General features: G+C 36.7%; 14 protein-coding genes, 1 tRNA gene and 1 pseudogene. 5 read left to right on the top strand and 11 right to left on the bottom strand.

Features of this window, described 5'->3' with window-relative positions; translation table 11 throughout:
* On the top strand, positions 1–595 hold a 595-nt coding region (locus NYG85_RS10250), incomplete at its 5' end, for a S24 family peptidase (protein ID WP_432264859.1).
* A 175-nt stretch (positions 596–770) separates the two neighbouring features.
* On the opposite strand, the gene NYG85_RS10245 is transcribed toward NYG85_RS10250, so the two are convergent.
* Together NYG85_RS10245 and NYG85_RS12215 are read right to left on the bottom strand one after the other, a co-directional pair.
* Entirely contained in the window at positions 771–2,090 is a 1,320-nt protein-coding gene (locus tag NYG85_RS10245; protein ID WP_284938478.1) for an HsdM family class I SAM-dependent methyltransferase, read from the bottom strand.
* Positions 2,091–2,201: 111 nt separating this feature from the next.
* Positions 2,202–2,330, bottom strand: a pseudogene (locus NYG85_RS12215) (hypothetical protein); the annotation flags it as partial.
* On the opposite strand from NYG85_RS12215, the gene NYG85_RS10240 reads away from it, so the two are divergent.
* On the top strand, positions 2,281–2,451 hold the full coding sequence (locus tag NYG85_RS10240) for a hypothetical protein (protein ID WP_284938477.1): 171 nt from the start codon (positions 2,281–2,283) through the stop codon (positions 2,449–2,451). The pseudogene NYG85_RS12215 and the gene NYG85_RS10240 overlap by 50 nt on opposite strands.
* A gap of 14 nt (positions 2,452–2,465) precedes the next feature.
* On the opposite strand, the gene NYG85_RS10235 is transcribed toward NYG85_RS10240, so the two are convergent.
* The 3 genes from NYG85_RS10235 to NYG85_RS10225 form a co-directional block, all read right to left on the bottom strand.
* Positions 2,466–2,924, bottom strand: a complete 459-nt coding sequence (locus NYG85_RS10235; protein ID WP_284938476.1) for a hypothetical protein — start codon at positions 2,922–2,924, stop codon at positions 2,466–2,468.
* 168 nt (positions 2,925–3,092) lie between these two features.
* Positions 3,093–3,833 carry a hypothetical protein gene (locus NYG85_RS10230; protein ID WP_284938475.1) on the bottom strand — a complete coding sequence of 247 codons (741 nt, stop codon included), beginning with the start codon at positions 3,831–3,833 and terminating at the stop codon, positions 3,093–3,095.
* 39 nt (positions 3,834–3,872) lie between these two features.
* Positions 3,873–3,949, bottom strand: a tRNA-Arg gene (locus NYG85_RS10225).
* 125 nt (positions 3,950–4,074) lie between these two features.
* On the opposite strand from NYG85_RS10225, the gene NYG85_RS10220 reads away from it, so the two are divergent.
* From NYG85_RS10220 to nikR, 3 genes are read left to right on the top strand one after another with little or no spacing between them, the layout of a single operon-like run.
* A complete protein-coding gene (locus tag NYG85_RS10220) occupies positions 4,075–4,248 on the top strand; it encodes a hypothetical protein (protein WP_284938474.1) in 174 nt (57 codons plus the stop codon).
* Position 4,249: 1 nt separating this feature from the next.
* Complete coding sequence (gene hypF / locus NYG85_RS10215; RefSeq protein WP_284938473.1) at positions 4,250–6,487, top strand: carbamoyltransferase HypF; 2,238 nt, start codon at positions 4,250–4,252, stop codon at positions 6,485–6,487.
* Positions 6,471–6,878, top strand: coding sequence for a nickel-responsive transcriptional regulator NikR (nikR, locus tag NYG85_RS10210; protein WP_284938471.1), 408 nt, complete (start codon positions 6,471–6,473; stop codon positions 6,876–6,878). The genes hypF and nikR overlap by 17 nt, the downstream gene beginning before the upstream one ends.
* Positions 6,879–6,897: 19 nt before the next feature.
* On the opposite strand, the gene rpsR is transcribed toward nikR, so the two are convergent.
* From rpsR to NYG85_RS10180, 6 genes are all read right to left on the bottom strand, one after another.
* The gene (rpsR, locus tag NYG85_RS10205; protein WP_034966806.1) at positions 6,898–7,158 is read right to left on the bottom strand and encodes a 30S ribosomal protein S18; all 261 of its coding nucleotides are present in this window, start codon (positions 7,156–7,158) and stop codon (positions 6,898–6,900) included.
* Between the two features lie 12 nt (positions 7,159–7,170).
* Positions 7,171–7,707: a single-stranded DNA-binding protein gene (locus tag NYG85_RS10200; RefSeq protein ID WP_284938469.1), complete on the bottom strand. Its 537-nt coding sequence runs from the start codon at positions 7,705–7,707 to the stop codon at positions 7,171–7,173.
* A gap of 9 nt (positions 7,708–7,716) precedes the next feature.
* Positions 7,717–8,136, bottom strand: coding sequence for a 30S ribosomal protein S6 (rpsF, locus tag NYG85_RS10195; RefSeq protein WP_284938468.1), 420 nt, complete (start codon positions 8,134–8,136; stop codon positions 7,717–7,719).
* A gap of 88 nt (positions 8,137–8,224) precedes the next feature.
* On the bottom strand, positions 8,225–9,223 hold the full coding sequence (gene holA / locus NYG85_RS10190) for a DNA polymerase III subunit delta (RefSeq protein WP_284938467.1): 999 nt from the start codon (positions 9,221–9,223) through the stop codon (positions 8,225–8,227).
* Positions 9,216–11,129 carry an RNB domain-containing ribonuclease gene (locus NYG85_RS10185; RefSeq protein WP_284938465.1) on the bottom strand — a complete coding sequence of 638 codons (1,914 nt, stop codon included), beginning with the start codon at positions 11,127–11,129 and terminating at the stop codon, positions 9,216–9,218. Before NYG85_RS10185 ends, holA begins: the two co-directional genes overlap by 8 nt.
* Positions 11,126–11,944, bottom strand: a complete 819-nt coding sequence (locus NYG85_RS10180) for an HDOD domain-containing protein (protein WP_284938463.1) — start codon at positions 11,942–11,944, stop codon at positions 11,126–11,128. The genes NYG85_RS10185 and NYG85_RS10180 overlap by 4 nt, the downstream gene beginning before the upstream one ends.
* Positions 11,945–11,982 lie beyond the last annotated feature (38 nt).

The raw sequence follows: 11,982 nt of genomic DNA, 5'->3' as shown, positions 1-11,982 counted from the left end.
TATATCTACGATTAAAAAATACGAAGCTGGTTCGGTTGAAAATTTTACCTATGAAAATTTAAAAAAAATATCATCGGCTTTTAATGTAACACCATCAGATTTTTTAGATGAATTTTTGTCCGCCAATCTGTCCGACAATCCCTTAAACCTTAAAAAGTCACAGGTAGAACAGATTAAAAACGATCAAATTTATATACGTCAGCTTAGCTCCGCAGTCGGAGCTGGTGAAAGCGTGGATATTGAAGGCATTGAGATTTACGACACCGACATACTCGTGCCGTTTTCTGCTATGCTCTTTAAAGTCCGCCCGCAAAACACAAATAACATCCGCTGTATGCGAGTAGATGGCTACTCTATGATACCTATGCTATACCCTGATAGCTGGGTCATCGCTGATGTTACGGCTAGGTTTAGCGGTGATGGGCTATATATTATTAATTTTTGCGGTAGCTTTATGGTGAAGTTACTACAAAAGGCACCAAATGGCACTCTTTACATAAAAAGCGTCAATAAAGACTATCAAAGCTACGAGATAGGACCAGATGATCAAACAGAGGTTTATATCGTAGGCAAGGTGCTGAGGTGCGTGATTTAAAGCCCATTTAAACGGCTTTTAAAAGGTTGTAAAAGGTGGTGTAAAAAAGTGTAAAGTATTTGTAAAATAATGTAAAATAAAATTTCGCCACTTTGATTTTAAATAAAATAGCTCTCAAACCCTATATTTAGGCTTTCATCGCTAAATTTATCTCACTTTGATTTCTTACAAAACTTTACAGAATAGTTTTGCCATTTAAAATTTTTTTCGCAAGTTTTTGCTCTATTTTTATATCGCCCAAAATTTCGTGTTTGCCGTAAATAAAATCTCCAACTTCATTACAATTATAAAGATAAAAAGCCTTATTATCCCCACTCACTATCCCTTGATAAACGCCCTCAAAAACATCTTTAACTTTCAGCGGTTGATTTGCGATTTTGGCTAAAATTTTTGAGCTTTTTTCATCCGTTAAGCTCCATTTTTCACGGCTTAAATTCTCATAGCTAACGCTTAAAAACTCTAATTTATCCAAATTTTTAGGAGCGGTAAAGGCAAAATTTAAAGCGTCGTTATCTTGGCTTAAAATAACGACGCAAGTATATGTAGAGGCGTCTGCAAAAACGGCGTGAGAGCCAAAATGCACCAGTCTTTCAACCGCCCTATTTTTAGATAAAATCTCCCTAATGCCAACGCCAAATTCGGATATTAAAAATTTATGTGGCAGGATAAAGCCGACCTTGCCGTTTTGGCTTAAAATCCGCATTGAAAGCTCCATAAAAAGCACGTAAATATCATATTTGCCAGTCGCGCTTTTGAAATTTCGCTCATAAAGTTCGCTCTCGTTTTCGTAATTAGCTTTTAGCCCCTGCACCCTGACATACGGCGGATTGCCGATGATGACGTCAAATTTAAAATCAAACGGAAATTCTAGTAGCGAATTTGCGGCGATTATGTTTTTGTTTAGATTTATTAGCGTTCTGCCTTTTACGGCTGTTCTAAGCCAAAGCGAGAGTTTTGCAATCTCTACGGCGTCTGCGTTGATATCTATGCCGTAAAGGTTTTGCTCTAAAATTCGCTCCGATGTGTATTCGCTTGCAAAAAGGTCTTGAAATTTAGCAAACTGAACCGAGAGCCACTTATGCTCTTTGATTAAAAATTCCAACGCCTGATTTAAAAAAGCGCCCGAACCGCAAGCCGGGTCAAGAATTTTAAGCGAGAGCAAAAACGCCTTGTAGGCTTTTAGATTTTCTAGGTCTGTTTTTTCATTCTTTTTTAGATTGGTTGGCGTTTTAGGCTCGGCGATATTTAGGATATTTAGCTCTTGCTTTTTATCATCGCAAATTTTACCCAGCGTTTCATTTACTATGTAGCGAGTGATAAATTCCGGCGTGTAAAATATCCCGTCTTTTTTGCGTTTAGTCGCACTTTTTTCTAGCTTTTCGCCAGTGATTAGGGCGTTTATCTCCTCTAAATCATTAAGGCTTTGCTCAAAAATATGCCCTAAAATATTAACGCTGACATCGCTTACGAAGTCGTATTTGCAAATAGGCGTCAAATCAAGTGCAAAATCATCAATAACAAGCGAGTTTAAAAACTCATCATCGCAAAAAAGTCCGCCGTTAAATTTGTCAATATTATTCTTAGCGTCGCCTTTGTCAATGGCGTTAAATAAATTTTTATAGTAGTTATAAAGTGGCTCTTTGGTGCTAAAACCCTTATGGCTTGATTGATGAGAGGCGATTAAGTTGGCTATGGTTTGGGCTGGAAGTAGCCCTTTATCTTCGGCAAATGCGATAAATACGAACCTATCGCATAGCTTTGAAGTGGCGCTTAAAAGCTCGGTCTTATCTAAATTCGGATTATTTTTTACGATATTTTCAAAAAGCGCGGCGCGAAAGGCTTTAAAGTCCTTGTAAAGGCGGTTTGAAATCTATTGCTCTTCTTGGATTGATTTTTCTTTAAGCGATATGGGCAGGTCTGAGGCTATGTGATCAAAGTGTAAAAATAGATAAAGCTTATCAAAATCCTTACGCTTTATGTTAAATAGATCAAACTCCTCGTATTCGGTCTTGTCATCTATGTAAAAGCGTAGTTTGGCGAAATTTGAGATGATTACGTAGCGGGTGTTTTTGTGAGATACCTTGTAGCCAAAGGCTTGGGATTGGACATCATCTAGGTTTTTGGTTTTAGTATCTTTTAGCTCTATAACGCCCCTAACTTCGCCATCAATAACGATAGCGCCGTCAGCCTTTTTGCCGTCGGTGGCGTTTTTCTCCTCTCTGGTTAGGTTAAAATTTGGGTCTGGTTTTAGCGTGTAGCCTAAGCACTCTACGAAAATTTTACGCAAAAAGCCGTCTTGATACTCCTCTTCTTTTAGGGTTTTTATCAAATCTTGGTTATTTTAATAGCTTAAAAATATCTCGTAAGCTCTTTCTAGCTTTACAGCGTCAATGTTTAAAATGGCTTCTTGTAGGACTTTTTTTGTTAAACATAATTTACTTTTTGTGCGTTTAAAATTTGGATTGGGTGAAAATTTTGTTTAATAAAATGGATTAAATCACGCCAACCTATCTCCGATTGCGTGGCTTTTTAGCTCTCCAAGTTCGTAAAATAGGTAGTAGTAAATTAGTGCGTCCGTGCTTAGGCTTTTGTTACGAAAGACTGGGTTTATCATACTCATAATCCTATCAGCAATCCCAGCGACTTCAACTAGCAAAAGCTCATCTCCACGGCTCTTTGCGACCTTTATGCAGTTTGAAAAAAACGTGAAAATGCTTTTAAATTCCTTTAAAACGACGTTTGAAACGACCTTTGAGTCTAAATATGTCGCTTTTTCAATCTTCTCTTTAATCTCTAAAAGCTCGGATAAAACGGCTCGTATCTCTTTTTTAGAGCCACTATTTTTTGCTCCAAACCAGCGTTTTTTCTCATTTCTCGTGATATTTGCATACTCAACGACTAAGATATCAATGGTATTTTGTATTGTTTCTAGGCTTTGTTGTAGCTTTGCGTTTGCGTTTGGGCTGACGCCACTTTTTTTGATTTTTTGCTCTAACGAAAGCCTTGTTTGCTCCAAATACGAGCTTATATTTTCGTAATAATCAGCGGTGTTTAGGACGTTTTTAAAAAATTCGCTCTCGCTTGTTTCTTGCAGATTTTTCTCTTTTAATTTTTCAACAATTTGATTAAATTCCACGACATTAAGTGAAGGTGTAAGATCGCCAAAATCAACATTATCAAAGACTTCAAGCTCTTTTTTAAGATCATCTATCGTTCTTTTAATGCTAACAAAATCCATTTTAAACTCTCTAAATTTTATAAAAGACTTTTAAAGAAGTGGCGCGCCCGAGAGGATTCGAACCTCTGACCTTTTGAACCGCAATCAAATGCTCTATCCAGCTGAGCTACGAGCGCAAGTTTTAAAAGAAAGTGTGATTTTAGCCTAATTTTTCTTAAATAAAGCTATATTTTTAAAAATTTATCCATTTTTTAGGCTTAAATTGATAATCTTTAACAAAATTTTTAAAAGGATTAGCTAAATGAATGACTTTTTTGAGAGCCTAAAAGAGATAAAAAAAGAGATGACAAAAGTTCAAAAAGCACCCGAAAAAAAGCCAATTTCAAAAGATGAGGCGATCGCCTTAAAAGAGAAAAAATTGCGTGATGAATTTTTAGCTTACATTAAAAATAGCGATATTAAAAAGTTAGATTAATTTGAAAATTTCATACAAATTTGAGATTTCTGGGCTTGTTCAGGGCGTTGGTTTTCGCCCGTTTGTCTATTCTTTGGCGTTAAGATTTGGAATTTTTGGCAACGTTTTTAACGATGATAGTGGCGTAAAAATTAACGTTTATGGCGATAAAAACGCCATAGAAAATTTCACAAACGCCCTAAAAAACGAGCTGCCACCACTTGCTAGGATTGATGAGATAAAAATCATAAAAACGAGTGAAATTTTTAGTGATTTTAAGATAATTGCCTCAAAATCAGCCGATAAAATCGCTCCGATTTTGCCAGATTTTGCCATTTGTGGCGACTGCGAGCGTGAATTTTACGACAAAAACGACCCGAGATTTTTATACCCATTTATAAATTGCACAAACTGCGGCCCTAGATTTTGTATCACAAAAGCCCTGCCTTACGACAGAAAAAACACCACAATGAGCGTGTTTAAAATGTGTCCAAACTGCCAAAGTGAGTATGAAAATCCGCTAAATAGAAGATATCACGCACAGCCAATATCTTGTCCAAATTGCGGTCCAGAGCTTGTTTTAAAGGATAAAAACCGCAAAATTTTAGCCAAAAATTTAGACGCCATAAAAATGGCAGCAGAGCTGATAAATGAAGGTAAAATTCTAGCTATTAAAGGGCTTGGCGGATTTCATTTGGTTTGTTCTGCCTTTGATGATAGGGCAGTTTTGGCTTTAAGAGAGCGTAAAAAACGCCTAAATAAGCCTTTTGCCGTGATGTCAAAGGACTTAAAAACGGCAAAAACTCACGCAAAAATCAGCCAAAAAGAAGAAGAAATTTTAATCTCAAATCTAAAACCAATCGTGCTTTTAAAGGCAAAAAACGGCTCTAAAATTTCAAAATTTGTCGCACCAAAGCTTGATAAAATCGGCATTATGCTCCCATTTAGCGGTATTCATTTAGCACTTTTTAAGTGGCTAAAATGCGACATAATCGCAACGAGTGCAAACATCTCCGGTGAGCCAGTGGTTTTTGATGAAAACTCGCTTTTTAGGGGGCTTGGTGATGTTTTTGATCTCTATTTAGACCACGACCGAGAGATTTTTTCACCCAGCGATGATAGCGTGGCATTTTGCGTGCATAACAAGGCACATTTTATCCGCACTTCAAGGGGTTTAAATCCAAAATTTTTAAGAACAAATTTCAAAATTAAAGGCACTTTTTTAGCACTTGGAGCCGAGCTAAAAAATCAATTTGCAATTTATCATAATGGCGTTATAATGATAAGTCCATACATTGGAGATTTAAAAAATGTAGCCACTTTTGAGCGATTTTTAGCCATTTTAGAGCTATTTGTAAAAACCTATGAGCTAAAATTTGACGCTGTTATCGCTGACCTTCATCCGCACTTTTTAAACACAAAATGGGCAATATCACAAGGCTTTAAAGTGGTAAAAATTCAGCATCATTACGCTCATCTTTTAAGCGTAATTTTTGAGAATAATTTGCAATTAAACAAGGGCTATCTTGGCTTTTGTTTTGATGGGACTGGACTTGGCGATGATGATAAAATTTGGGGTGGCGAGGTGCTAAAAATAGATAAAAACGGCTATGAAAGGGTGCTTAGATTTGATGAGTTTAGCCTAATAGGCGGCGAAAATAGCATAAAAAATATCTACAAAATCGCAATTTCTATTATTTTAAAATACGATTTAAAAGAGAGAGCCGATAAATTTTTGTCAAATTTTGGGACAGATTTGGTTAATAATTTAGAAATTTTGTCAAAAAATGAGAAAATTTCGCCAAAAACAAGCTCGCTTGGCAGAATTTTTGACGCATTTGCTTGTGTGATTTTAGGCTTAAATGAGATAAGCTACGAAGGGCAAAGCGGTATGGAGCTTGAAGCGTTGTATGATGAAAATTTGAACGTTAGCTATGAATTTGCAGTTTGTAATGGCGTTATAAATTTTAAAGATGCGTTTTTAAACGCCTTAAACGATGAGCCAAAAATAGCAGCCACTGCCCTGATAAATGGGCTTATTGATCTAATTTTTAAGGTGGCAAAAGAGCATAATTTAGAAATTTTACTCTCTGGTGGCGTCTTTCAAAATAGCACGCTTTTAGCCGGTTTATATAAAAAATTTGAGCAAAATGGGATAAAATTTCACACAAATTTAGAGTTTTGTGCCAACGACTCTGGCGTGAGTTTGGGGCAACTTCAATATATTTTAACAAAGGCAGAAAATGGACGAGATTATTAGATTTAGCGTGTCGCTACCTAAGGGGCTTTTAGCTGAGCTTGATAGCAGGGTGGGTAGCAAGGAGTATGCTTCAAGGAGCGAATTTATCAGGGATTTGATACGAGAAAAAATGGTAAATGACAGCTGGGAGGCGCAAAATTCCGAGCTTATCGGTGTTTTGACGCTGATTTACACTCATCATCACAGCGACCTTGTTTTAAGAATGCTTGATTTACAGCACGACGCACAGGTGCAAATCGTGTGTAGCACGCACATTCATCTAAATCACGATAATTGTCTTGAAACACTGGTTTTAAAGGGCGAAGGTGCAAAAATAAAGGCATTTAGCGATAAAATGGGTGGTTTAAAGGGTGTGAAATTTTATGAACTTACAAAAACGGCAATAATTTAGCGGTAAAAACCGCTAAATTTTAAAGCCCTTCAAATGGATTTGTTACTACATTATCCCTATCAACGATATATGGGATAATGGCTGCGTGTCTTGCACGTTTAATGGCTTTTTCAACCATTTCTTGATATTTTTTTGATGTGCCAGTTAGGCGTCTTGGCATAATTTTAAATCTCTCAGACAAGCAATACTTTAAAAGTGAAGTGTCTTTGTAATCTATAAAATCAATTTTTGCCTCTGTGTATTTGCAATATTTGCGTGAATATTTTCTTTTTTCTGCCATCTTTTATCCTTTTTAAAATGGTATATTTTCGTCCGATTCGTATCTGTCGGCATTTATATCTATCTCTTGGTCTTCAAAATTCGCTCTTTTATTTTGCTGTGGGCGTTGTGGTTGGCTGTTTTGCTGATATGAATTTTGGTAGCCTTGATTAAAATTACCACTATTTTGAGCATAACCACCGCCATCATTAAAGCGATTTTGAGAGTAACCACCTTGATTTTGACCTGCTGTGCCACCTAGCATCTCCATATTTTCAACGCTCACGCTGTGTTTGCTTCTATTTTGTCCGTTGTTGTCAGTCCATTGCTGAAAAACAAGGCGACCTTCAATTAGCACTTTTGAGCCTTTGTTTAGATATTGATTTGCTATTTCGGCATACTTTCCAAAAAATGATATATCAATAAAGCACGTTTCTTCGCGTTTTTCACCATTTGTTGTAAATTTTCGTGTTACAGCAATGCCAGTATTTCCAATAGCTGAACCTGATGGTGTATATCTAAGCTCTATGTCACGAGTTAAATTCCCTACCAAAACTACTTTATTAAACATATCTTATCCTTACTCCTCTGAAAAAGTCTTTTCGTCTATCTTTTCAGCTCTTGGCTCACGAGGTGCTCTTGGCTCACGTGGCTCTCTTTTTATGGTCTGCTTAATGCCTTTGCAAAGTCTTTCCCAAGCTGCTATTTCGCGTTTGTTTTCATATTTAACGCTTAAAAATCTAATAATGTCCTCTGTGATACGAACATTTCTAATTAGCTCTGCTAGAAGTGCTGGTGGTGCTTTGTAGTAGATTACAAAATACGTTCCACGCTCGTATTTTTGGATAGTGTAAGCAAGTTTTCTAGTGCCCATTTCTACTACACTAGCGATCTCGCCGCCGTTTTTTGTTATGACCTCTTTTACGAAATCAACCTTAGCCTTAACTTCTTCTTCCGTTAATGTCGGTTTAAGAATAAATAAAAGCTCGTAATGTCTCATTAATTCTCCTTATGGGTATTAAGCCTATTTTTTGAGTAAAACAGGCAAGGTTTTTGCTTAAAAAGCAAGTGCCGATTTTACCTATTTTTTACTTAAAATTTGCTGTTGAGATTAGATTACGAAGATTAATTAAAAGCGAAAGCATAAAGGCGGTTTTATCCATTTTAGCGTCAGTTTTTAGCTCAATCTCGGCTAAATTTAAAAGCCTAAAAATCTCTTCATAGCCTCTTAAATTTATAGCCAAACTCTGCTGTTTTAGGGTATTTGCTATGTTTGGCGGAGGAGCGTAGCCAAGTGCGTCTTTTATATCAAACCTGCCATTTATTTTGATAAAAGCGTGGAGTTTAAAAAGTCTAAAAAACGCCTTGTAAAGTGAATTTATAAATAAAATTTCGCTAAAATTTTGCTCTTGTTCTATCATTAAAAAGTCGTTTTTTATCTCCTTTAACGACATAAATTTATTAAAAAAATCATCAAAACTAATCCCACTCACGCCAAAAACAAGACGCCTTACTAAATCCTGCTCAATGTGCGTATTTAGCGTGGCTAGTTTTGTTAGCTCGCTTGCGGCTAGGTATAAATTTTCATTGTGGATAAAATATATCTCATAAAGTGCGTTTTTTGTGATATTTAGTCCGATTTTAGCGGCACTTCTAGCAAGTAGCATTACCGCTTCATCTGGGCTACTTGGCTTAAAAAATCTAGCAAAATTCACGCCAAAAGCACGGCTTGTTTCGGTTAAAATTCGCATATCGCTCTCATAAAATTCAAACAAAAATTTATTATTCGGATTTTTTTTAAGGGCTAAGATTATCTCTTTTAGCTCCTTTGTGGCGATTTTTTTATCGCTTTTTACGTGAAGGACATTTTTATCGCCAAAAAGCGACGGCTCACTAAGATGAGAGATGGCTAAATCGTAGTCATATTCATCAAAATAAAGGCTCATTAAATTGGCGTCTTGGGTGCTATAAATGGCTAAAATTTCTTTTGCAAAAAGTTCAATTTGATACTCATCAGCACCAAAAAGTAAGAAGTGATTTGGCAGGTTTTGCGTGCTTAAAAGCCCTTCAAGCTCACGCCTATACATCTTTTACGACCTTGCCAAAAATTTTAGCACTCGCTATGTCAGCTTCTGTGATTTTTACCCTGATTTTGCTTAAAAGTGGTGCTGTGTAGCCACTTATGAAAATTCTAGCACCCACAAAAATATCATCAAGTTTTGCGACTAAAATGTTCTGATTTTCGCTTACGTAGCAGTTGAAAATTTTGCCGATATTTAAACTAGCCCAACGTGCAAATTTTCTATCAATAAAATCAAAAGCGACCCTGTCGGCTTCTCGTTCAAGCTCGCTTAAACTAGCACAGGTTTGTTCAATGTTTAAAAGCAGGTAGTTATAAAATTTCTCATCGTTTTTTAAAATCGCCTTTAAAAGTCGGTGCAAAATCAAATCAGAATACCGCCTAATCGGACTTGTAAAGTGCGTGTAGCGATCAAATCCAAGCCCAAAATGCCCTAAATTTTCACTGCTGTATTCAGCCTTTTTTTGCGATTTTATGATAAGTTTATCAATCTCATCTCTGTTGCCCATTTCATCGGCTTTGGCTTGAATTTTTCGTATTAGATTTGCTAGGTCGCTTTGATAGCTAAAATCAAAACCGAGTAGGGCTAAATCATCTAATAAATTGTAAATTTTCTTTAAATCTGGCGGAGTGTGATTTCTAAAAACACCCCTTCTAATCCGCTTTGCAGCCGCCTTATTTGCTAAAAGCATACAATCCTCAACTAGCTGATGAGAAGGTGTATCGGTTTCAAAGGTCGTAGCCGTTATCGCCACAGCCTCATCTAGCGAAATTTTAAGCTCATTTGTGCGAAAGTCAAAGCCGTTTAAAAGCCGTTTTTTACGCAAATTTTTAGTAATTTCATAGAGATTTTTTATCCAACCTATCTCATCTGTTTGCTTATCGTTTAAAATTCTATCCACTTCGTCATAATTATAACGACGTTTTGAGCAGATTATCGCCTCAAAAAGCTCCTCTTTTACGACATTTAAATCATCATCAAGCGAAATTTTAAAGCAAAAAACAAGGCGAGGGACGTTTGGTTTTAATGAGCAGATATTTTCACTTAAAGCATGTGGCAGCATAGGCACGGCAATGTGTGGGAAATAGATAGAAAATCCGCGCTTTTTAGCCTCAATATCAATGCTGTTATACGGGCTTACATATTCGCTCACATCGGCGATCGCTACGTAAATTTCACGCCTTTTTTCATCAAAATATATGGCGTCATCAAAGTCCTTTGCACTAACTGGGTCAATCGTACAAAAGGCTAAATTTTGCAAATCAATGCGATTTGGATACATTAGCGCATCTACTTCATCGCCCCAAGCTGCCGCTTCAAGCTCCGAGCTTTGCGAAAATTCCGAGCTTTTGTTATAAATTGCTAGTGAAATTTTATCATCAACAAGCGGATCGTTTATATTGCCAAGCACTTGCGTAATCTCGCCGTTTAGGTTATTTATCTTTAAAAGTGTGCCAACAGGTAACTGTTTTAAGCTCTTTTGTGACGCTTTTAGCGTGGTGCTTAGCCCGGTTTTGATATTTACGCCAAGCAGGGCAGAGCCAAAAAATTTCGTATAAACCACACTTGTTTCGTTTGCGAGTTTTAGGCTAATTACGACCTTGCCACTTTGGCGTTTTTTAGCCGTTTTCAAAAGCTTAACAAGCACGATATCGCCGTAGTGTGAGTTGTTTAAATTTTTATTTTCTATTAAAATATCTTGCTTAAACCTATCATCAAATGGCATTAAAAAGCCAGTGCCATTTGAGCTAATGTCAAGCCGTCCGCAAACAAAGCCGTTGTTTAGATAAAATCTGCCCTTGTGTTCGCTAACGGCGTTTAAACTGACTAAATTTCGTAAAACTTCTAAATTTGTAGCTGAAATCTCTCTTTGGCTAACGCCATTTAAAAGTGAGCGTAAAAATTCCTTCACAGATTGTCTTTAACTTTTGCCGCAGCCATTAAAAACGTGTCGTGGTCATAGCCATACTCATCAAGCAAAGGTAGCGTGTTTTGAATGCTGACATCATCAAGCTGACTAAAAATATTTATCGCAGTTTTTACCACTTTTAACGCCCTAGCATAGTCTTTAACGTGCTTTGGAGCGTCATCTGGCTCGTTTGAGTAAAGTATAGCATTTACAAGCTCGCCCTCTAAATTCCACTGCTCAAAAATTTTAGCCGTAATCTCTTCGTTTGTGATTTGTAAAAAGTCATTTTCTAGCATCATAAGATCGCTTGGATGTGTAAGCTCTTTGATTCTAGCCTTAAAATCGCTATCAAAGCCATTTTCTATCATCTCTTTTGCAAGGACGATTTTGCCTACTTCAAGCATAAATGAAGCTGGCGAAAGCACTTCAAGATCGCGTGGCTTAATCTTTGAATACCAGTTGTACATCAGGGCGTTTTGCATCATTGAGATATTTAAAAAATCGTGCGAAGTAATGCCATAAGGCTCTAAATTTATAGCAAAACTGCGTTTTATCGCACTTGAAAGAGCAAAGCCACGAATGGTCGCCATACCAAAAATAGAAACAGCCCTAGCCACACTCGTAACCTCTTTTGAAAAGCCATAAAGTGGCGAATTTGCCGAGTGTAGGATATTTGCCGTTAGCATTGGGTCTTTTTCTATTATTTTTGTCAAATCGCTTATTGAGCTATTTTCATCAGAGCATATTCGTTGCACCTTTACAACGGTGTCATCAAGCGGTGGCAACGTTTTTATCTTTGTGTAAATAGAATCATTCATAACTTTCTCTTTTTAAAAAATTTTTGGCATTTTATCCA

The organism is Campylobacter gastrosuis, assembly GCF_030249845.1.
Lineage (GTDB): Bacteria > Campylobacterota > Campylobacteria > Campylobacterales > Campylobacteraceae > Campylobacter_A > Campylobacter_A gastrosuis.
Note: the sequence above shows the minus strand (reverse complement) of the source record. Positions and strands in the feature narration are given on the sequence as shown.

What these genes read in the sequence shown, in the direction of transcription:
- rpsR (WP_034966806.1), bottom strand. Translation starts at nt 7,158, where the DNA reads ATGGCAGAAAAAAGAAAATATTCACGCAAATATTGCAAATACACAGAG.
- NYG85_RS10180 (WP_284938463.1), bottom strand. Translation starts at nt 11,944, where the DNA reads ATGAATGATTCTATTTACACAAAGATAAAAACGTTGCCACCGCTTGAT.
- NYG85_RS10220 (WP_284938474.1), top strand. Translation starts at nt 4,075, where the DNA reads ATGAATGACTTTTTTGAGAGCCTAAAAGAGATAAAAAAAGAGATGACA.
- rpsF (WP_284938468.1), bottom strand. Translation starts at nt 8,136, where the DNA reads ATGAGACATTACGAGCTTTTATTTATTCTTAAACCGACATTAACGGAA.
- NYG85_RS10230 (WP_284938475.1), bottom strand. Translation starts at nt 3,833, where the DNA reads ATGGATTTTGTTAGCATTAAAAGAACGATAGATGATCTTAAAAAAGAG.
- nikR (WP_284938471.1), top strand. Translation starts at nt 6,471, where the DNA reads ATGGACGAGATTATTAGATTTAGCGTGTCGCTACCTAAGGGGCTTTTA.
- NYG85_RS10200 (WP_284938469.1), bottom strand. Translation starts at nt 7,707, where the DNA reads ATGTTTAATAAAGTAGTTTTGGTAGGGAATTTAACTCGTGACATAGAG.
- holA (WP_284938467.1), bottom strand. Translation starts at nt 9,223, where the DNA reads ATGTATAGGCGTGAGCTTGAAGGGCTTTTAAGCACGCAAAACCTGCCA.